21 protein-coding genes and 1 tRNA gene are annotated in these 21,208 nt (G+C 48.8%); 12 read left to right on the top strand and 10 right to left on the bottom strand.

From position 1 onward, the window contains the following. The coding region (locus ACTHUM_RS02990; RefSeq protein ID WP_440402793.1) for an alanine/glycine:cation symporter family protein at window positions 1–1,246 on the bottom strand (1,246 nt) is incomplete at its 3' end. Between the two features lie 364 nt (window positions 1,247–1,610). On the opposite strand from ACTHUM_RS02990, the gene ACTHUM_RS02985 reads away from it, so the two are divergent. After that, window positions 1,611–2,339 (top strand): YebC/PmpR family DNA-binding transcriptional regulator, encoded by a 729-nt coding sequence (locus ACTHUM_RS02985; RefSeq protein WP_049329917.1) that lies wholly within the window; start codon window positions 1,611–1,613, stop codon window positions 2,337–2,339. Between the two features lie 60 nt (window positions 2,340–2,399). Here ACTHUM_RS02985 and ACTHUM_RS02980 read toward each other — a convergent pair whose 3' ends face one another. The 4 genes from ACTHUM_RS02980 to tgt form a co-directional block, all read right to left on the bottom strand. Then, a complete protein-coding gene (locus ACTHUM_RS02980; protein WP_039864291.1) occupies window positions 2,400–2,891 on the bottom strand; it encodes a disulfide bond formation protein B in 492 nt (163 codons plus the stop codon). A 205-nt stretch (window positions 2,892–3,096) separates the two neighbouring features. After that, window positions 3,097–3,495, bottom strand: coding sequence for a c-type cytochrome (locus ACTHUM_RS02975; RefSeq protein WP_070695358.1), 399 nt, complete (start codon window positions 3,493–3,495; stop codon window positions 3,097–3,099). Window positions 3,496–3,615: 120 nt separating this feature from the next. Continuing rightward, on the bottom strand, window positions 3,616–4,626 hold the full coding sequence (gene hemH, locus ACTHUM_RS02970; protein WP_063076397.1) for a ferrochelatase: 1,011 nt from the start codon (window positions 4,624–4,626) through the stop codon (window positions 3,616–3,618). Window positions 4,627–4,711: 85 nt separating this feature from the next. Beyond that, on the bottom strand, window positions 4,712–5,827 hold the full coding sequence (gene tgt / locus ACTHUM_RS02965; protein WP_003745960.1) for a tRNA guanosine(34) transglycosylase Tgt: 1,116 nt from the start codon (window positions 5,825–5,827) through the stop codon (window positions 4,712–4,714). Between the two features lie 238 nt (window positions 5,828–6,065). Here tgt and ACTHUM_RS02960 point away from each other — a divergent pair. The 11 genes from ACTHUM_RS02960 (at window position 6,066) to accD (ending at window position 15,867) form a co-directional block, all read left to right on the top strand. Then, window positions 6,066–6,142, top strand: a tRNA-Val gene (locus ACTHUM_RS02960). Between the two features lie 52 nt (window positions 6,143–6,194). Beyond that, entirely contained in the window at window positions 6,195–8,108 is a 1,914-nt protein-coding gene (thrS, locus tag ACTHUM_RS02955) for a threonine--tRNA ligase (protein WP_049335607.1), read from the top strand. 17 nt (window positions 8,109–8,125) lie between these two features. Beyond that, complete coding sequence (gene infC / locus ACTHUM_RS02950; protein WP_079453677.1) at window positions 8,126–8,647, top strand: translation initiation factor IF-3; 522 nt, start codon at window positions 8,126–8,128, stop codon at window positions 8,645–8,647. A gap of 143 nt (window positions 8,648–8,790) precedes the next feature. Next, window positions 8,791–8,988 carry a 50S ribosomal protein L35 gene (rpmI, locus tag ACTHUM_RS02945; RefSeq protein ID WP_003675505.1) on the top strand — a complete coding sequence of 66 codons (198 nt, stop codon included), beginning with the start codon at window positions 8,791–8,793 and terminating at the stop codon, window positions 8,986–8,988. 12 nt (window positions 8,989–9,000) lie between these two features. Next, window positions 9,001–9,360, top strand: a complete 360-nt coding sequence (rplT, locus tag ACTHUM_RS02940) for a 50S ribosomal protein L20 (RefSeq protein WP_003675502.1) — start codon at window positions 9,001–9,003, stop codon at window positions 9,358–9,360. 248 nt (window positions 9,361–9,608) lie between these two features. Beyond that, the gene (pheS, locus tag ACTHUM_RS02935; protein ID WP_049335524.1) at window positions 9,609–10,598 is read left to right on the top strand and encodes a phenylalanine--tRNA ligase subunit alpha; all 990 of its coding nucleotides are present in this window, start codon (window positions 9,609–9,611) and stop codon (window positions 10,596–10,598) included. Between the two features lie 103 nt (window positions 10,599–10,701). Continuing rightward, window positions 10,702–13,065, top strand: a complete 2,364-nt coding sequence (gene pheT, locus ACTHUM_RS02930; protein WP_049335526.1) for a phenylalanine--tRNA ligase subunit beta — start codon at window positions 10,702–10,704, stop codon at window positions 13,063–13,065. Window positions 13,066–13,179: 114 nt separating this feature from the next. Next, window positions 13,180–13,482, top strand: coding sequence for an integration host factor subunit alpha (locus ACTHUM_RS02925; protein ID WP_003680933.1), 303 nt, complete (start codon window positions 13,180–13,182; stop codon window positions 13,480–13,482). Continuing rightward, entirely contained in the window at window positions 13,466–13,813 is a 348-nt protein-coding gene (locus tag ACTHUM_RS02920; protein ID WP_004519475.1) for a hypothetical protein, read from the top strand. The genes ACTHUM_RS02925 and ACTHUM_RS02920 overlap by 17 nt, the downstream gene beginning before the upstream one ends. A gap of 326 nt (window positions 13,814–14,139) precedes the next feature. Continuing rightward, window positions 14,140–14,925, top strand: coding sequence for a tryptophan synthase subunit alpha (trpA, locus tag ACTHUM_RS02915; protein ID WP_440361136.1), 786 nt, complete (start codon window positions 14,140–14,142; stop codon window positions 14,923–14,925). A gap of 75 nt (window positions 14,926–15,000) precedes the next feature. After that, entirely contained in the window at window positions 15,001–15,867 is an 867-nt protein-coding gene (gene accD / locus ACTHUM_RS02910; protein ID WP_049331298.1) for an acetyl-CoA carboxylase, carboxyltransferase subunit beta, read from the top strand. A 63-nt stretch (window positions 15,868–15,930) separates the two neighbouring features. On the opposite strand, the gene ACTHUM_RS02905 is transcribed toward accD, so the two are convergent. From ACTHUM_RS02905 to ACTHUM_RS02885, 5 genes are all read right to left on the bottom strand, one after another. Continuing rightward, window positions 15,931–16,377: a GatB/YqeY domain-containing protein gene (locus ACTHUM_RS02905; protein WP_049344106.1), complete on the bottom strand. Its 447-nt coding sequence runs from the start codon at window positions 16,375–16,377 to the stop codon at window positions 15,931–15,933. Between the two features lie 102 nt (window positions 16,378–16,479). After that, window positions 16,480–16,692 (bottom strand): 30S ribosomal protein S21, encoded by a 213-nt coding sequence (rpsU, locus tag ACTHUM_RS02900; protein WP_003680926.1) that lies wholly within the window; start codon window positions 16,690–16,692, stop codon window positions 16,480–16,482. Window positions 16,693–16,969: 277 nt separating this feature from the next. Beyond that, window positions 16,970–18,817, bottom strand: a complete 1,848-nt coding sequence (locus ACTHUM_RS02895) for a transglycosylase SLT domain-containing protein (RefSeq protein WP_440361135.1) — start codon at window positions 18,815–18,817, stop codon at window positions 16,970–16,972. Between the two features lie 178 nt (window positions 18,818–18,995). Then, window positions 18,996–19,463, bottom strand: a complete 468-nt coding sequence (locus ACTHUM_RS02890; protein ID WP_049335533.1) for an FxsA family protein — start codon at window positions 19,461–19,463, stop codon at window positions 18,996–18,998. A gap of 167 nt (window positions 19,464–19,630) precedes the next feature. Further along, complete coding sequence (locus ACTHUM_RS02885) at window positions 19,631–21,148, bottom strand: polyamine aminopropyltransferase (RefSeq protein ID WP_293203795.1); 1,518 nt, start codon at window positions 21,146–21,148, stop codon at window positions 19,631–19,633. Window positions 21,149–21,208: the final 60 nt, after the last annotated feature.

Below are 21,208 nucleotides of genomic sequence, written 5' to 3'. Positions count from 1 at the left end.
CCACTTTGCCCAATGTACCCAATACGATGGCCACCAAAACCAGTGCGCGGTAGATGCCCAAGTGTTTGCCGCGGAACAGGAAGCGGATATTGGATTCGCCGAAGTAGTACCAGCCGATGATGGTGGTGAAGGCGAAGAAGGTCAGGCAGACGGCGAGCAATTGTGAACCAAAACCCGGGAAGGCTTTGTTAAACGCCAGTTGGGTAACTGCTGCGCCGGTTTCGCCGGACAGGTTGGCATCGGTCAGCAGGATAATCAGCGCGGTTGCCGTGCAGACCATCAGCGTATCGATAAAAATACCGATAAACGCGGCCATACCTTGTTGCACAGGGTGTTTGACGTTGGCGGTCGCGTGAGCGTGCGGGGTCGAACCCATACCGGCCTCATTGGAAAACAGGCCGCGTGCCACGCCGAAGCGGACTGCCTCGCGCATACCGATACCGGCCGCACCGCCCAATACCGCTTCGGGATTGAAGGCGGCAACAAAGATACTGTGGAACATCGGGATAATGTGGTCGGAGAATTTGAACAAAATAATCACGGCACACAAGATGTAAATTACCGCCATAAACGGCACGACAAATTGCGCGATACCGGCAATGCGGTTGATACCGCCGATGATGATCAGGCCGGCGAATACCGCCAAAGCAATGCCGACAGCCATCGGAGGAATATCGAAAGCCAAATTCATGGCCGAGGCGATGGAATTGGATTGGGTTGCGTTGCCGATGAAACCCAGCGCGATAATCAAGGCGATGGAGAAAAAGCCGGACAGGAAACGCGCCGCGCCACGGCCGATTTTCGGGGTCAGGCCGTGCGTGATGTAAAACGCAGGGCCGCCGATGTATTTGCCGTGGCTGACCACGCGGTATTTTTGCGCCAAAACGGCTTCTGCAAAAATGGTAGACATGCCCAGAATGGCAGACAACCACATCCAAAAAATGGCCCCCGGGCCGCCGGCAGTAATCGCAGTGGCGACACCGGCAACGTTACCGGTACCGATTTGCGCAGAAATCGCTACGGCAAGCGCTTGAAATTGAGACAGGGATTTGCTTTCGTGGTCTTTGTCTTTTTTGCTGAACAAGCCGCCGAAAACGGCTTTAAAACCCGCCCCCAATTTGGTAATTTGCGGCGCGCCCAAGTACAGGGTAAAAAACAGGCCAATACCGATTAAGGCATAAATCAGCAGGTAGTCCCAAAGAACCAGATTGACTGCACCCACCAGAGCAGACAATATTTCTTCCATAATAAAACCTTTAATAAAAACAATAAAAATAAAATGATACGGGTAACTACTCCCACTCATTTTTCGCGTTTGGCAATATCGGCGAGCAGGCCGTTTTGCCATTCGATACCGGTTAAGTTGTTAACAATTTTGACCGATTTTGTCATCATACCGTAAACCTTCGTGAATTAAAACGAAAAACTGACAAAGGTTTGCCGCAAATGTGCTTCTTTATTTAAAAAAGTTTCTTTGTTTTCAGACGGCCTGTTTTTGCAAATATTCGGGCCGTCTGAATATTTTGGCTAAAGGCAACTTATGATAAAATGCACGCCTTACAAATGAAGCAAATTCCGCCTCAGCGCGTGAAAAAACGAAAGGAATCAACATGGCAGGCCATAGTAAGTGGGCAAATATCCAACACAAAAAAGCCCGACAAGATGCCAAACGCGGCAAAATCTTCACCCGTCTGATTAAAGAAATTACCGTTGCTGCCCGCATGGGCGGCGGCGATCCCGGCGCGAACCCGCGCCTGCGCCTGGCTTTGGAAAAAGCCGCTGAAAACAATATGCCTAAAGACAACGTGCAACGTGCCATCGACAAAGGTACGGGCAATCTGGAAGGCGTGGAATACATCGAGTTGCGTTACGAAGGCTACGGCATCGGCGGCGCGGCTTTGATGGTGGACTGTCTGACCGACAACAAAACCCGTACCGTTGCCGATGTGCGCCATGCGTTCACTAAAAACGGCGGTAACTTGGGTACCGACGGCTGCGTAGCGTTCAACTTCGTTCATCAAGGCTATTTGGTGTTTGAACCGGGCGTTGACGAAGATGCGCTGATGGAAGCAGCTTTGGAAGCCGGTGCGGAAGACGTCATCACCAACGACGACGGTTCCATCGAAGTGATTACCGCGCCGAACGACTGGGCCGGTGTGAAATCGGCTTTGGAAGCCGCAGGCTACAAATCTGTTGACGGCGACGTTACCATGCGCGCCCAAAACGAAACTGAATTGAGCGGCGAAGATGCGGTTAAGATGCAAAAACTGATTGACGCATTGGAAGATTTGGACGACGTACAAGACGTTTACACTTCTGCCGTGTTGAATCTGGACTAAACAGTTTAAAGAACAAAAGGCCGTCTGAAATTTCAGACGGCCTTTTTATATCGAAACCAATCAGATTTTTCTGGTTTTCAACCAAGCCCAAAGCAGCAGCAATACCACGAAGCTGAAATACAAAATACTCCACACCGGTAGGGCGACGCCGAATAGATAGTCCGGCTCGGCGCAGTTGCCAAAGCCGCGGACGATAGGTTCAAACCAATCGAACAAAGGCCAGTCGCGCAGGCGGAAGGTCCAAGGTGCGCCGCAAGAAGGGGCGGTGCCGGGCGGCAGGCTTTGCAGCCAAATTTGATAGGCGGCGACACCGGCGCCGTAAACGGCCGGGGCGGCAATCAACAATGCCGAGAGTGAGCGGGCAAATTTGGAAGATTGCGAGCTGAATGCCGTAACAATGGCCAACAGCCCGACTGCCAATACGCACAAGCGTTGCAGGATACACAATACGCACGGGTTCATGCCCAAAACGTATTGGGAAATAAATGAGCCGCAGGCGGCAAATATGGAGAGGACGACTAGAAATAAAACAGTCTTGCGGAAAAAGTTCATGACATAAAACCTTTCAGACGGCCTGGACGCAAAACAGCCGCTAAATAATGTTTACTTTAACACAAAACGCATATGCTTTTTTTGATTTGACGGTTTTTTGCGTATGTTTGTTGATGTTGCGTAACCATAAATATGGAAATAAGAATGTGTTCCATATCGAAAAGGCCGTCTGAAATGTTCAGACGGCCCTTAGGGGAGAGACGTTTTATTTTTTCCCGTGAGATTTTTTGACATCTGCTTCAGTAATTGTACCGCCGCCATTATTGAAGGCGTTCATGATGTAAGTGGCAACGGCGGCAACATCGGCATCATTGATGGCAGTAGAAGGCATAAAGCCGTTGTAGGATTTGCCGTTTACTTTAATCGGGCCGTTGATGCCTTTGGTCATGCTTTGCAACAGCACTTGCGGTTTTTTATTGATATAGTCGGACTGGAATAAAGGCGGGAACATGGCACCCCGGCCTTCACCTTTTTTGCCGTGGCAGGCGGCGCAGTTGGTTTCGTAAATCTTTTGTCCTTTGCTCATCAGTGTGGCATCGGCGGCAAAAGCGGTTGGGATGCTGAGTGCGGTCAGAAGGAGCAGGATAGTGCGGAGTGCAGTCATGATGTGTTCCTTTTTGAGTAGTATTTTTGATGGCTACACGCTTGGTTTGCGTTTTAATAGCTTGATGATAACGCTAAAGGCCGTCTGAAAGTGGATTTTTCAGACGGCCTTTGGTTTAGGTCAAATCCAGCCTTGCAGATTAGCCCGGCTTAATTGTGCAAGTGCGGCAATCCAGTCGGCGGAATCGTTGAGGCAGGGGATGTAACGGTATTCTTTGCCGCCTGCGGCGTGGAATTGTTCGCGTCCCATAATGGCGATTTCTTCCATGGTTTCGAGGCAGTCGGCCAGGAAGCCGGGGCAGAATACGTCGAGTTTGGTCGTGCCTTGTTTCGGCAGCTGATCAAACAGGGCTTGCGTGCTGGGCTTGATCCATTGGGATTTGCCAAACTGGCTTTGGAAAGAAACGATATATTCTTGTTCGGACAAGCCCAATGCTTGCGCCAACAGTTTGGCAGTATGGTGGCACTCGTCAGGATAGGGGTCGCCGTCGTCGTGATGCTTTTGCGGAATGCCGTGGAAACTCAACATCAGTTTTTCGCCGCGTCCGTTTTGGGCCCAATAGGCTTCAATATGCTGCTTCATGGCTTGAATATAGGCGGCATCGTCGTAATAACGGGAGACAGTGCGGACGCTCATTTGGTTGCGTTGCAGCAATAACTCTTGAAACACTTTATCCAAAGCCGCGCCAGTAGAAGAGCCGGCATATTGCGGATAGAGCGGGATGACCAGCAATTTGCCCACGCCTTGGGCTTTGAGTTCCGCCAAAACATCGGCAACGCTTGGATTGCCGTAAGTCATGGCATGACGGACGATGACATCGGGCAAATGTTTGGCTAGGGCTTCTGCTTGGCGGTGTGTGTAAACCTCAAGCGGCGAACCTTCTTTAAACCAAACTTTTTCATAGGCATGCGCGCTTTTTTTCGGGCGAAAAGTCAATACCAAGCCGCGCAATATCGGTTGCCATAAAAGTTTAGGCAGTTCGACAACGCGTTGATCGGACAGAAATTCTTTCAAGTAAGGCTTGACTGCGGCAGCCGTCGGCGCGTCAGGCGTGCCGAGGTTGAGCAGCAGGACGGCGGTGCGGTTTTGTGCGGTGTAGGCTAAGGGAGGTTCGGTATGGAAACGGGACATGATTGTGCTTTATTAATTAAGAATATTGAGGCCGTCTGAAAAGCAGTTTGAATTAAAACCTGATTTCAGACGACCTTTTAAAGGATTAATCCACACCGCGGGCGCGGTTTTCATGGAATTGCGCCTGCCAATCGGCAAATTTGCCTTGTTCGATGGCTTCGCGCATTTCTGCCATGATGACTTGGTAGAAGTGCAGATTGTGGATGGTGTTGAGCTGTGCGCCCAAGATTTCGCCGACACGGTGCAGATGGTGCAGGTAGGAGCGGCTGAAATTCTGACAGGCGTAGCAGGTGCAGCTTTCATCAATCGGACGCTTGTCGAGTTTGTGTTTGGCGTTTTTGATTTTCAAATCGCCAAAACGGGTAAACAGCCAGCCGTTACGCGCATTGCGGGTAGGCATGACGCAGTCGAACATATCCACGCCGTGTGCCACGCCGTACACCAAGTCTTCAGGCGTGCCGACGCCCATCAAATAATGTGGCTTGTGTTCCGGCAGGATAGGGCCGACGGCGCGCAACATGCGGTACATTTCGGGCTTAGGTTCGCCAACGGACAAGCCGCCGATGGCCAAGCCGGGGAAGTCGAGCTCTTCCAAACCTTTCAGCGATTCTTCACGCAAATCTTCATACATCGCGCCTTGTACAATGCCAAACAGCGCATTTGGGTTTTTCAGGTCTTCAAAAGCCTTTTTGCTTCGTTCCGCCCAGCGCAGGCTCATTTGCAGCGATTTTTGCGCTTGGCTGTGCGTTGCTTCTCCAGGGGTACATTCGTCTAACTGCATCACAATGTCGGAATTCAACACAGTTTGGATTTTCATCGACACTTCGGGCGAGAGGAACAGTTTGTCGCCGTTGATCGGGCTTTGGAAGGTACAGCCTTCTTCGGTCAGCTTGCGCATGTCGGACAACGAGAATACTTGGAAGCCGCCTGAGTCGGTCAAAATCGGCTTATCCCAACCGATAAATTCGTGCAGGCCGCCGAATTGTTCGATGACTTCCAAACCGGGGCGCAGCCACAGATGGTAAGTGTTGCCTAAGATGATTTGTGCTTTGATGTCATGCAGGTTTTGCGGGTTCATCGCTTTGACCGAACCATATGTGCCGACCGGCATAAATACAGGCGTTTCGATTTTGCCGTGGTTCAGTTCCAAAGTACCGCGTCGGGCATGACCGTCTTTTTTGTGTAAGGTAAATTTGAGCATAATAATAAGAGATTGGATGTTCGCGTGTGTGCGAAATGAAAGGGCAGATTATAAAGGATTTTTCGCTGGTTGACGGCTGGATTTTATCTTCTCTAAAACAATGCTTCAGACGGTCTGAATAATAGAAGAAATAAAACAATGAGGCATAAATCAAACAAAATTATCTAGGCCGTCTGAAAAGTATTTACAGATGCTTGCAAAAGGGAACACGCTTCGTTACAATAAGCGCCTTAGATGAAGGCACATAGCTCAGTTGGTTAGAGCACCACCTTGACATGGTGGGGGTCGTTGGTTCGAGTCCAATTGTGCCTACCAAATTTCCATAACGGCTTTATGCCGTTATTTTTTAATGTTTTGGAGCTTTCTGATGTTGAACATTACCTTGCCGGACGGTTCGGTCCGCCAATATGAATCACCCGTTACCGTGGCGCAAATTGCAGCGTCTATCGGTGCAGGTCTGGCAAAGGCAACGGTAGCGGGCAAGGTTAACGGTAAATTGGTGGATGCTTGCGATCCGATTACCGAAGATGCCCACGTTCAAATCATTACGCCTAAAGACAAAGAAGGTGTGGAAATTATCCGCCACTCCTGCGCGCACTTGGTCGGTCATGCGGTCAAGCAGCTCTACCCTGATGCCAAAATGGTTATCGGCCCGGTCATTGAAGACGGATTCTATTACGATATCGCAACTGAAAAACCATTTACGCCTGATGATGTGGCCGCCATCGAAGCGCGCATGAAAGAGTTGATTGCACAAGACTATGACGTCATTAAAGTGATGACGCCCCGTGCAGAAACCATCAAAATTTTCCAAGATCGCGGCGAAGAGTACAAATTGCGTCTGATTGAAGACATGCCTGAAGTGGAAGCAATGGGTATGTATCATCATCAGGAATACGTCGATATGTGCCGCGGTCCTCACGTTCCCAATACCCGTTTCTTGAAAAACTTCAAGCTGACCAAACTGGCAGGCGCATACTGGCGCGGCGACAGCAATAATGAAATGTTGCAACGTATTTACGGTACGGCTTGGGCAAGTAAAGACGAATTGAAAGCCTATATCCAACGCATCGAGGAAGCAGAAAAACGCGACCACCGTAAGCTGGGTAAACAATTGGATTTGTTCCACCTGCAAGATGAAGCGCCGGGTATGGTGTTCTGGCATCCTAAAGGCTGGGCTTTGTGGCAGGTGATTGAGCAGCATATGCGCAAAGAGTTGAATGCTGCCGGTTATAAAGAGGTGAAAACGCCTCAGATTATGGATAAAACCTTCTGGGGAAAATCTGGCCACTGGGAAAACTATAAAGACAATATGTTTGTGACCAGTTCGGAAAAACGCGAATACGCGGTTAAGCCGATGAACTGTCCGGGTCATGTACAAATTTTTAATAACGGCCTGCGCTCATATCGCGATTTACCAATGCGTTTGGCTGAGTTTGGTTCTTGCCATCGTAATGAACCAAGCGGTGCGTTACATGGTCTGATGCGTGTTCGCGGTTTTGTGCAAGATGATGCGCATATCTTCTGTACCGAAGATCAAATCGTTGATGAAGCACGCGCATTCAATGAATTGCTGGTTCGCATTTACAAACAATTCGGCTTCCATGATGTTGCCGTGAAGCTGTCACTCCGCCCTGAACAACGTGCAGGTTCTGACGAAGTTTGGGATAAAGCCGAACAAGGTCTGCGTGATGCATTGACCGCTTGCGGCGTAGAGTGGGAAGAGCTGCCTGGCGAAGGCGCATTCTACGGTCCTAAGATTGAGTATCATGTTAAAGATGCTTTGGGTCGTTCTTGGCAGTGTGGTACCCTGCAGTTGGACTTCGTATTGCCGGAGCGTTTGAATGCCGAATATGTAACTGAAAACAACGACCGTGCGCGTCCTGTAATGTTGCACCGTGCTATTTTGGGTTCATTGGAGCGCTTCATCGGTATTCTGATTGAAAACCATGCAGGCTCATTCCCATTGTGGCTTGCGCCGGTTCAAATGGTGATTATGAATATCACCGAGAACCAAACAGATTATTGTCGCGAAGTGGCTGCCAAATTGCAGGCTGCAGGCTTCCGTGTCGAATTGGATTTGCGTAACGAAAAAATCGGTTACAAAATCCGTGACAACAGCCAATACCGTTTCCCTTATCAAATCGTTGTCGGCGATAAAGAGAAACAAGAAAACAAAGTTGCGGTACGCCGCAAAGCAGAAGACTTGGGTTCTTTGAATGTCGATGATTTTATTGCGCAATTGCAGCAAGAAATCACTGACGCCCTCGTCAATCATTAATTTTTATAGGAGTATTCATCATCGCTCAAGAACGCGAAGCACGAATCAATGGTGAAATTACCGCCAAAGAAGTGCGATTAATCAGTGAGTCAGGCGATCAGCTTGGTGTCGTTTCAGTTCGTGAAGCTCTGGCTATGGCCGAAGAGCAAGATGTCGATTTGGTAGAAATTTCCCCGACTGCCAAACCGCCCGTATGCAAACTGATGGATTACGGTAAATACAAATACCAACAAGCCAAGAAGCGCGACGAAGCCAAGAAAAACCAAAAGCAGGTACAAATCAAGGAAATTAAATTCCGTCCGGGTACTGATGAAGGCGACTATCAAATCAAGATGCGCAACATCAACCGCTTCCTTGCCGATGGTGACAAAGTCAAAGTGACATTGCGTTTCCGCGGTCGTGAGATGGCCCACCAACAATTGGGCGCCCAACTGCTTGAACGCGTAAAAGAAGAGTTGGCTGAAGTGGCACAAATCGAGTCCTTCCCTAAAATGGAAGGCCGCCAAATGGTGATGATGATTGCGCCTAAGAAGAAATAAAGCTATAATGCAAGGCTTATTTCGATTGCCGCTCGGAATAAGGTTTAATTAGCGGCAAAAACCGTGGTATTTTGGGTTCCAAGTGTTTGAAATTTTATTTCAAAACCCCTTATACCTTATCTAATAACGAATGGAGTTTTCCAATGCCTAAAATGAAAACCAAGTCTAGCGCGAAAAAACGCTTTAAAGTACTGGGTAACGGTGGTGTAAAACGCGGTCATGCGTTCAAAAGTCACATCCTGACCAAAAAAACCACTAAAACTAAACGTCAATTGCGCGGCACCGCTATGGTGGATTCACGCGATTTGGCTTCTGTTGCTAAAATGTTGCCCTACGCTTAAGGAGTTTAGAATATGCCACGCGTAAAACGCGGTGTTACCGCTCGTGCTCGTCACCAAAAAGTCTTCGCGTTAGCCAAAGGCTACCGCGGTCGTCGTAAAAACGTTTACCGTGTTGCCAAACAAGCGGTAATGAAAGCCGGTCAATACGCATACCGTGACCGTCGCCAACGCAAACGTCAATTCCGTCAACTGTGGATCGTTCGTATCAACGCAGGTGCCCGTGAAAATGGTCTGTCTTACAGCAAATTCATGAACGGCCTGAAACGCGCTGCTATCGAAATCGACCGCAAAGTATTGGCTGATTTGGCTGTATTCGACAAAGCTGCATTTGCACAATTGGTTGAAAAAGCTAAAGCTGCTTTGGCTGCTTAATTCGATAAGATTATTTAAAAAGGAAGCGTATGCTTCCTTTTTTCTTTTCTTAAAGAAATCCTATGTAGTTGATTTTCTTTCTTTAAACTCTATTTTTTTATACTAATTTGCGATAAAATAGGCCTCTCTTATCAAACGGATTGGCCGCAGTAAGACAAAAGGCCGTCTGAACGGGTTTGCAATCAAATCCAACAGACGGCTTTGTTGTTTCAGACGGCCTGCCATCAACAAACAGACGATAAACCACCATGGAAAATGTAAACCGTATCGTTGCAGAAGGTATTGCCGCTATTGAAGCCGCGCAAGACTTCAATGCCTTAGAACAAATTAAAGCACGCTATCTTGGTAAAACCGGCGAATTGACCGGACTTTTGAAAACTTTGGGTCAAATGTCTCCTGAAGAGCGTAAAACCATAGGCGCGCACATCAACGAATGTAAAAATCAGTTTCAGACGGCATTTAATAGCAAACGCGATGCCCTGAATGAAGCCAAGCTGCAAGCTCAATTGGCTGCAGAGGCCTTGGATATTACTTTGCCGGGCCGTGCACAAGAACATGGCGGTTTGCATCCAGTTACTTTGACTTTGCAACGTGTGGTTGAGCTGTTTCACGGTATGGGTTTTGAAGTGGCGGACGGCCCTGAAATCGAAGACGATTTCCATAATTTCCAAGCCTTGAATATTCCTGCAAATCACCCAGCGCGTGCGATGCAAGATACTTTCTATGTTGAAAATGGCGACGTTTTGCGCACACACACTTCGCCTATTCAAATCCGCTATATGCTCGACAAAAAAGAGCCACCTATCCGCATTATTGCTCCCGGCCGCGTTTACCGCGTGGACAGTGATGCCACTCACTCGCCTATGTTCCATCAGGCCGAAGGTTTGTGGGTAGAAGAGGGTGTGACTTTTGCCGACTTGAAAGCAGTGTTCACTGACTTTATCCGTCGCTTCTTTGAACGCGATGACCTGCAAGTACGTTTCCGTCCGTCTTTCTTCCCGTTCACCGAGCCTTCTGCCGAAATCGACATCATGGGCGAAAACGGCAAATGGTTGGAAGTCGGCGGTTGCGGTATGGTACATCCTAACGTGTTGAAAAACGTCGATATCGACCCTGAAAAATATACCGGTTTCGCTTTCGGTATCGGTCTCGACCGCTTTGCCATGTTGCGCTACAACGTCAATGACTTGCGTTTATTCTTCGATAACGATTTGAACTTTTTGAAGCAGTTTAAATAAATTTCAGATGGTCTTTTGATAGTCCGTCTGAAAAGTGAATAGATATTACTGATTTCGTCTGATAAAAATTTGTTTCAGACGGCCTGATAGTAGAGAAAATAATATGCAATTTCCTTATTCATGGCTGAGAACCCAAGCCAATCCTGATCTTTCTGCCGATAAACTGGAACATCTTTTGACCATGGCCGGTTTGGAAGTGGAAGAAATCGATACTGCTGCCCCTGCTTTCAGTGGCGTGGTTGTTGCCGAAGTAAAATCCGTTGAAAAACACCCTGATGCAGACCGTTTGAACGTTACCCAAGTTGATGCCGGTACGGGCGAGTTGGTTCAGATTGTTTGTGGTGCGCCGAATGTCAAGCCGGGCATTAAAGTGCCGTGTTCGTTGCCAGGTGCCGTTTTGCCGGGCAATTTCAAAATTAAGCCGACTAAAATGCGTGGTGTGCCATCAAACGGTATGCTGTGTTCGACCAATGAACTGGGTTTGCCTGATGACGGTGTAGACGGCCTGCACATTCTGCCTGAAGATGCGCCTGTCGGTACCAATATCCGTGAATACTTGGATTTGGACGATACGCTGTTTACATTGAAAATTACGCCTAACCGCGCTGATTGCTTGAGTGTTAAGGGTATTGCGCGTGAGGTTTCTGCGTTGACTCAATGTGCGTTTACGCCTGTTGAAATTCAGACGGCCTCTATCGACAGTGAGAAAAAACAGGCTGTCCGTATTGATACACCGGCCGATTGCGGTCGTTTTATCAGCCGCATTATTGAAAATGTCAATGCGAAAGCGGCTACACCCGATTGGATGAAACAACGTTTGGAACGCAGCGGTATCCGCAGCATTTCCGCATTGGTGGACATTGGCAACTATGTGATGCTGGAAATCGGTCAGCCTATGCATGTTTTCGATGCTGACAAGCTGTCAGGCAGCTTGATTGTCCGCCGTGCTCAAAATGGTGAGACTTTGGCGTGTCTGAATGAGAAGACGGTTACTTTGGCGGACAATACACTGGTGGTCGCTGATGAAAAAGGTGCGTTGAGCTTGGCCGGCTTGATGGGCGGCGAGGCAAGCGCGGTTTCTGATGAGACGCAAAATATTGTGTTGGAAGCTGCTTGGTTTGCCCCGGAGATTATTGCAGGTAAATCCCGTCAATACGGTTTTGGTTCGGATTCTTCTTTCCGTTTTGAGCGTGGTGTGGATTGCCGCTTGCAAGCTGATGCCATTGAGCGTGCTACCGAATTGGTGTTGCAGATTTGTGGTGGCGCAGCCGGTGAAATGGTTGAAGCACAAGGCAAATTGCCCGAGGCAAAACAGGTCGAATTGCGTTTAGGCCGTCTGAAAACGGTATTGGGCGTTGAAGTCCCTGCCGATCAAGTCGAAATTATCTTGCAACACTTGGGTTTGAAGCCTGAGAAAACTGCAGAAGGCTTCCGTGTCACTTCTCCTAGCTTCCGTTTCGACATCGAAATCGAAGCCGATTTGATTGAAGAAATCGGCCGCGTTTACGGTTATGAAAATATTCCCGACGACTATACTTCAGGCCGTCTGAAAATGTTGGCTTTGCCTGAAACCAAACGTCCGCGTTTTGCGGTTTATAATGAAATGGCGGCTCGCGGTTACCGCGAAGTGGTCAGCTATGCGTTTGTGGATGAGCAATGGGAGCAAGACTTTGCTGCCAATACCAATCCTATCCGCCTGCAAAATCCGTTGGCGGCGCAGTATGCCGTCATGCGTTCTACGCTTATCGGCGGTTTGGTGGAAGTTTTGCAAAACAATTTGAACCGCAAGCAAAACCGAGTACGCGTGTTTGAGATTGCCCGCGTGTTCAGCAAAGATTCGGCTGATCAATTTGTTCAAAACGAACGTATCGGCGGTTTGTGGTATGGCTCCGTGCTGCCTGAGCAATGGGGCGAGAAAACACGCAACGTGGATTTCTACGATATGAAAGCTGATGTTGAGAGCCTTTTGAAAAGCAAGGAAGTATCCTTTGTTAAGACCGAACATCCGGCATTGCATCCTGGACGTGCTGCTAATATTGTTTCAGACGGCCGAGTAGTTGGTTTTGTTGGCGAGTTGCATCCGAAATGGCTGCAAAAATATGATTTGCCACAAGCGCCGCTGGTATTTGAAATCGATATGGATGCGGTATTGGGTCGTGAGAAAACCCGTTATCAATCCGTATCCAAGTTCCAACCTGCACGCCGAGATTTGGCATTTGTAATGCCTGAAGCTGTGACGCATGATGATTTGTTAAATGTCCTGAAAGCGGCGGCGAACAAGCTGGTTCAAGAAATCAGTGTGTTTGACGTTTACCGCGGTACGGGCGTGCCTGAAGGCATGAAGAGCGTTGCCGTCAAAATCATTTTGCAAGATATGGAAAACACGTTGACAGATGAGGTCATCGAGCCTTTGGTTGCGAAAATGATTAAAGCGGCAGCCGAAAAAGACGCACAGCTTCGCGCTTAAAATAAGATAAAAGTTGTCGCTAAAAATCACTAATAATATTTGATTTTTTGGTGAGGACTTGATTTTTAAAAGAATTTTGGTAATAATTGCACCAGTTTGAATGAAGGTAAACACATGACACTAACTAAAGCAGAATTGGCTGATATTTTGGTCGACAAAGTCAGCAACGTCACCAAGAATGATGCCAAAGAAATCGTCGAGCTCTTTTTTGAAGAAATCCGCAGCACTTTGGCGCGTGGTGAAGAAATTAAAATTTCCGGTTTCGGCAATTTCCAATTGCGCGACAAACCTCAACGCCCTGGCCGTAACCCTAAAACAGGCGAAGAAGTGCCGATTACCGCACGCCGTGTGGTAACTTTCCATGCCAGCCAAAAACTCAAAGGCATGGTGGAGCATTACTATGACAAACAACAATAATCCGGTTATTCCTGCCAAGCGTTATTTTACGTTGGATGAAATGTGCCAATTGGTGCAAATCAGTCCGGCTCAGTTTGCCCAATGGCAACATGAAAATAATGTTGTGATTGGATACGGTGGCGATCGATATACGCGCTCAGATGTTGTTAAGTTGTTGAAACTGAAAGATACGTTTGAACCGTATATCGATACGTTCAGCCGTGGCGCTTTGGATGCAAACGGCAATCCTGCCGCCAATGCGGAAGAAGTCCGTCATGGTCTGACGCAAATTTTGTCTGATTTGGAGCGTCATCTAGGTTCTGAACAACAAAACCATCATGTTGAGCTGTAATCGATAGGGAAACTCTGATCAAAAGTGCGAAAGCATACAAAGATTTGCATAATTGATTCTAATAAAGGCTGTTTGAATGATTTTCAGACGGCCTTTATTGTTTTATATTGCTTTCAAAATATCAGAATCTTGATTGCAAATGATTCTATGAAATAGCCGTAAATGTTATACTTAGCCTCTTGTTTGCCGATTGGGAAGAAACAGTCATTAGATAATGCGGATAAATGCCGCTTTTTCATGGCAGACTGAGGTTTTTAAAACAAATGTAACGGCAGAATAAACAGGCTGCCGGACAACATTCAAATCGATGAAATGGATAGCAGAAAATGAGCAGAATCCAACAAACTTTCTCAGTGCTCAATGGCGCAAAAGCACTGATTCCTTATATTACAGTGGGTGATCCCAACCTTGAGACAACCTTGGCATTGATGTATAGCCTGGTGGCTAATGGTGCTGATATTTTGGAACTGGGTGTGCCGTTTTCTGACCCGATGGCGGATGGCCCGACTATTCAACGTGCGGCTGAAAGGGCGTTGGCAAATCATGTTTCTTTGCACGACGTATTGGAAACAGTACGCTTGTTCCGTCAAACCAATGATAAAACGCCGGTTGTCTTGATGGGCTATTTGAACCCTGTACATAAAATGGGCTATCAGGCGTTTGCGCAAGCGGCTGCCGACGCGGGCGTGGATGGCGTATTGACTGTGGATTCTCCGGTAGAAACCATTACCCCGCTGCATGACTCATTGAAAGCGCAAGGTATTGATTGTATTTTCCTTATTGCGCCAACAACGACTGAGGAGCGTATTCAAACGATTGCCAAAGTAGCCGGCGGTTTTGTGTATTATGTATCGCTCAAAGGCGTGACCGGTGCGGCAAGTTTGGATACTGAAGAAGTTTCGCGTAAAATAGAGCTTTTGCGCAAATACATCGATATTCCGATTGGTGTCGGCTTCGGCATCAATAATGCGGAGAGTGCGCGTAAGATTGGTGCGGTAGCGGATGCCGTTATTGTCGGCAGCCGTATCGTCAAAGAGATTGAAAGCCACGCAGGTAGCGAGGCCGAAGCAGTAGGCGCGTTGGTTAAAGAGTTGAAAGACGCGATTCGCTAAATTTTTCCATTCCATTGTTTCAGACGGCCTTACGTTCAACTGGCCGTCTGAATTCTGAATTCCAAGGAGTCATTCATGAGCTGGCTAGATAAAATTCTTCCTCCGAAAATTAAAAACCGAAGCAGTTCGTCCAGCGTCCCTGAAGGCCTGTGGCACAAATGTCCGTCTTGTTCGGCAACGGTTTATTCAACCGAGTTGAAGCAAAACAGCGAAGTCTGCCCGAAATGTAATCACCACAATCCGCTTTCTGCGCGCGAACGTTTGAATCTACTTTTGGATGAAGAAGGCCGTGAAGAGATTGCAGCCAATATTAAACCGACCGACCCGCTGAAATTCAAAGACAGCAAAAAATATCCCGACCGCCTCGCGGCTGCGCGTAAAGCAACCGGTGAAGACGATGCATTGGTTGTTATGAAAGGCACCATGAACGGCCTGCCTGTCGTAGTGGCTGCGTTTGAATTCCGTTTTATCGGCGGCTCTATGGGTTCGGTCGTGGGTGAGCGTTTCGTTCAGGGTGTACGTCGTGCCGTTGCAGATAATTGTTCGTTTATTTGCGTGGCGGCTTCCGGTGGTGCGCGTATGCAGGAAGGGATTAACTCTTTGATGCAGATGACGAAGACCAGCGCGGCTTTGCATTTGCTGACTGAAAAACGTCTGCCGTTTATTTCCGTATTGACTGACCCGACCATGGGCGGCGTGTCTGCCAGCTTTGCCTTCTTGGGTGATGTGGTTTTAGCAGAACCGAATGCGCTGATTGGTTTTGCCGGTCCGCGCGTTATCGAGCAGACTGTACGCGAAACCTTGCCGGAAGGTTTCCAACGTGCAGAATTCTTGTTGGAGAAGGGGGCAATCGACCAAATCGTCGATCGCCGTTCCATGAAAAAACGTATCAGCGATTTGATTACTTTGTTGCGTCATGAAGGTAAAGTAACTGCTGCTTGATTGGCACAATAAGAAAGGCCGTCTGAAAATAATATTTCAGACGGCCTTTTTGATTATTGAGGATTAAGCAGTCAATGCGGCTTTTAAAATCTTGTTGACTTCACCCATGTCGGCTTTGCCGGCCAGGCGGGTTTTCAATACGCCCATGACTTTGCCCATATCTGCCATGCCTGATGCACCGGTTTCTGCAATGACTGCTTCAACAACAGTCTTGATTTCTTCTGCAGACATCATTTGCGGCAGGTAGCAGTTGAGGATTTCGATTTCCGCGTTTTCTTTGTCAGCCAAATCTTGACGACCGGCTTCGGTGTAGATTTTGGCGCTGTCTTTGCGCTGTTTTACCATTTTGGTCAGGATAGAGATGACTTTTGCGTCATCGGCTTCAGTGCGCTCATCTACTTCAAATTGTTTGATGGCGGCATTAATCAGGCGGATGGTGCTTAAAGACACTTGGTCTTTGGCACGCATGGCGGTTTTCATGTCTTCGGTTAATTGTGTTTTTAGGCTCATAATGTTCTCACTTTATATCAATAAAAAAGTGCCGTCTGAAAAATAAAACACACCGCAAAGCTGCCCTTGCGGTGTGTCGTTTATCACAGGGCAGGCCTGTAATTAGTACATTTTAGGAGGCAGTTGTTGGCTGCGCAGACGTTTTTGCAGACGTTTGGCTGCAGCAGCTTTTTTGCGTTTGCGTTCGGTAGTTGGTTTTTCGTACGCTTCACGGGCGCGCAACTCGGTCAACAGACCGGTTTTTTCTACGGCACGTTTGAAACGACGCATGGCAACTTCAAATGGTTCATTCTCTTTAACACGAATAGCAGGCATTTTATTTCCTTTAAATTTTGTTCAATCAAACCGTTTTAAGAAATAGAGGACGGTTTGTCATAATGGGGTAGTTGTTGTATCGCTGGTTTGCCTAGGGCAGGGCGGGATACGCGCCGTGATGTAAACATCACCTCCTAACAAGTCGGCTTTTGCCGTGCAAGTGACCTTTTCGGTCAGAAACAATCGGGCGATTATCTTATAAACCCGATAGTCTGTCAAGGTTGTAGGCCGTCTGAATGTTGGATTCTGTCTCACTTTTCAGACGGCCTATCGGGTATTAATAGCGGCCGGGAACCGTACCCATACGTTGTTTCAACGAAGTCTGCGGTTCGTTGAACAATGACGCGTAATAAGTCGCGTTGGTCATGACTTTTTTCACGTAGTCACGGGTTTCGGTGAATGGGATGGTCTCGGCGTAGATGGCGCCTTCCAAAGGAGAAGAAGCCTGCCAGTTGCGGGCGCGGCCGGGGCCGGCGTTGTAGCCTGCGGTGGCCATCACTTCGTTATTTTGCAGGCGGCGTTTGGCATCTGCCATGTACCAAGTACCCATGCGGATATTGCCGTCCATGGTGTAGAGTTCGCTGCTGCTCATACCGATTTTGCCGGCGATTTCGCGGGCGGTTGCAGGCATGACCTGCATCAGGCCTTGTGCGCCGACGCTGGATTGTGCGCCCATGACAAAGCGGCTTTCTTGGCGAATCAAACCGTAAACCCATGCCGGGTCAACGCCTGCCTGTGCGGCATAGCGGACGGTCAGGTCTTTAAACGGAGAGAGATAGCGCAGTTTGTAGTTGAGTTTGTGGTCGGTACGGTCTGCGCTGTTGATTGCCATGTCGTAGAACTGGTTGTCAAAAGCGACTTGTGCGGCAGTCAGCAGATTGTCTTCGTTGAAGTCGCGGGTGGCAAAACGCCATTCCGCCTGCGCCTGACGGCGCATTTTGGAATCGCCGTTGCTTTGGCTGTTTTTAAACAGAACCAATGCGCGTTTGATGGCCCCGTCTTCACTCATGCGGCGGACGTCTCTGGAATCGGCATCGGAAACATTGTTGCGCGTATTGATGCGGTGGCCCAGTTCTTCACCTGCCATTACGGCGTAGAAATTGCGGCCGGAAGCGGCGGCTTTTTCGTACATTTCTTTGGCTTGGCTGCTTTTGCCTTGTGCGGCAAAGCTGCGGCCCAGCCAATATTGCCATGTCGGGTCTTTTTGCAGTTTTTCAGGCATATGCTGAATCACGCTTGCCAATTCGTCCCAACGTTGCAGGCGCAAGGCGGCGCGTGCGTACCATTCCAATTGTTCGTCGGTCAATTGCTTGCGGTCGGAAACGCGGCCGTAGTAGCTTAAAGCAGTCGGCATGTTTTGGCTTTGAGCATGGTAGTGGCCCAATACGCCCCATGCGAAGCTGCGTTGTTCGCGGCTGAGGCCGGATTCCATGTCGGACAGGGTGGCAGCGGCAGAAGCAGACTTGCGTGCATCTTTGCCGATTACGCTCAACAGGCTGTATTCGGTCGCACCTTGCGCGCTACCTTCAAAGGGGCTGCCCAATGCGGCGGCGAGGTTGCGTGCATCTGTGGTTTGACTGTTGCTCAACAAGCCACGCACGCGACGCCATGCGTCGTTGGTGTTCAGACGGCCTGAAGCTGCCGCGCTTTCAACCAAGCGGGTACAACCGGCAGGCAGTTTGCCGGTAACGCGAACCAGCTCGGCGGCTTTACTGTAATTGCCGCTGCTCAAATCGGCATAACATTGCACTTCTTGGGCGACGCCAGCGGCGTTCAATTTACTGAATTCTTGACGGAACAAATCCCATTGGCCGCGCGTGCCCAAGGTTTTCAGCCATTCGTTGCGGACGTTTTCAGCCATTGCGCTGTCGCTGGCTTGGGATAAAAATTGTTGTACCCAAGCATCGTCACCGCGTTTGGCGGCATCGATGGCGCTTTGGTATTGGCTGTAATCGGACAGGACTTTGGATTCGCTGTCGGTGCGGCGTGAAGGAATAGAAGTGGATTTAGGCTGAACGACGGTTTCGGTTTTCGAAGCAGTCGGTGTGTTTTGGGTGGCGCACGCCGATAAAACAGCGGCGGTAATCAAGCTGAGGGAGAGAGGGAAAAGACGTTGAACGTTCATTAGATACCGTGTCGTTTTTAGAATCAAAATAGTTGCTTATTTTAAATGATTTATGCGGAATAACCGAATTACAAACCGATATTTACATTTTCAAAGCCAGGAAATGACTAAAGCCGTCTGAAATATGAAACACTTTTGAGGTATTCCTAATTCAGACGGCCTGTTATGAAGGAAGTCGTCAATCGGGTTTGTGTTCGATATATTCTTGCGGTTTGTCGGCTTTGCTGGTGCGTGTAACCGTATATTCGCCTTCGATAATGTCTTCATCATCTTTGGCAGAGCTGTAAGTCTGGCGGCTTTGGAAAGACTGCGTAGAAGAAACGGCCGCGTTGCCTTTAAACGGAATCAGCAAGAGTAGGGCAACGGCGGTTGAAATAAAACCGGGGCTGAGCAGGAAAACCGCGGCAGCAGTATAGCGAATCGGCCACAGCATCTGATAGAGGGAAATGTTTTGGCCGCTGCGGACGGCTGCGCCAGCGAGTAAAAGGCCAGAGATGCCGGTATGGCGCAGCATAAAGATACCGCTGATAAAGCTGAGAGCCATCACAAACAGCGTCCAACCACCGCCAAGCCAGTCGGCAACCCAGACGATGGACATGATTTCCAAAAAGATTAAAACCAAAAAACCGATTCCAAAATACTGCATAAGTGTTTGTTCCTTCATTCAACGGATAGTGTCGATTGTGTTCTATCTAGATAAAGATAAACCTTATTTTTTCAAGCAAATGCTGTGTGAAAAAGGGTAAACGGGCGATGAGGCCGTCTGAACGGAGATAAAAAGAAGGTAGATGTTCCAGACGGCCTTTAGATATTTTATCGCATCACATTGTTCCAATCACTTTCAAAATAACTGACGAGAATTTGGTTGTTCAAATAATTTGCTTCCACCTTGCGCCTTGCCATATCGGGCGGAAAACGGAACATTTCAGCGACGGTCTGGGCATTGAGATAGCGGGTGGGTACGTCGAATTTTTGCGGAATGGGGAAGTTTTGGTCAAACCCTGCCAACACAAATCCCCATTCGCCAAAGGAAGGGACGTAAACATGATAGGGCGCGGTATTCAATTTGGCCGCTTCGAGGGTGGCAACGACCGACCAGTAGGCGTTAGGGGCGAAATAAGGCGAAGTCGATTGCACAACAATCTTGCCTTGCGGCTCAAGATGGCGGGCAACGAGGCGGTACATGGGGACGGAGTAGAGTTTGCCCAGCGAGAAATTGGATGGGTCGGGTAGGTCGATGATGATAACGTCGAATTTTTCAGACGACCCTTCCAGCCATTTGGCGGCATCGTCGTTGACGACGTGCATTTTGGGATGGGACAGCGAGCCTTGGTTGAGTGCGCTCAAGGTGGCGGAGGTTCTAAAAGTGGCGGTCATGTCGGGGTCGAGATCGACCAAAGTAACATTTTTGACCTGCGGATATTTCAAGACTTCGCGTGCCGCCAATCCGTCACCGCCGCCGAGAATCAGGACGCGTTCGGCATTGGGAACCATCTGCATGGCAGGCAGGACGAGTGCTTCATGGTAACGGGCTTCGTCGCGTGAGGAGAATTGCAGGTTGCCGTTGATATAGAGGCGGGTGTCGTCTTTCCAGCGGGTCACGACCAGCCGTTGGTAGGGCGAATGGCTTTGATAGACAACGGGATCGCCGAAATAGCTTTGTTCGGCTTTGAATGAGATGCGGTCGGCGTAGGCGAAGGCGGCGGCGAGGACGGACAAGACAATCAGCGCGCGCAGGCGGATGGCGCGGTAGCGGGGTAGCTCGGCTTTGAATACGCGCGCGGTCAGGTAGGCAACGGCGGCGTTGAGGATGCCGAACAAAAGGGCGGAACGCGCCATGCCGAGTTTGGGTGCGAGGAGGAGCGGGAAGAGCAGGGAAACGGCGAGTGCGCCCAAGTAGTCGAAGGTCAATACTTTGGAAACGAGTTCTTTAAATTCCGCACCTTTTTGGTTTAACACGCGCATGACCAAAGGAATTTCCATGCCGACAACCATGCCGACAATCAGTACAAAAGCGTAGAGCAGGGTGCGGAACGGGGCGGCGGATAAACCGAAGGCCACAAATAATGCCAGTGCGGAAATACCGCCGATGATGCCGACCAGAAGTTCGATTTCGATAAAGCGGTGCAACACGTCTTTATCTTTGATGTATTGGGTCAGGTGGGCACCGATACCCATTGAAAACAGATAAAGCCCGATGACGGAGGAAAACTGCAAAATACTGTCGCCCAAAAGATAGCTTGCGAGCGCGGCGATGATGAGCTCATAAGCGAGGCCGCAGCTGGCGACGATAAAAACGGAGATGATGAGGGTGCGGTGGGCGTTCATGATGACGTTTTTGTTGCTTGAGTGTGGGCAATGTAATGATTTTTAAGGTGGGCTGCAAGTTTA

It is taken from the genome of Neisseria sp. P0021.S006 (genome assembly GCF_051956895.1).
This window is presented reverse-complemented; position numbering and strand designations above follow the sequence as displayed.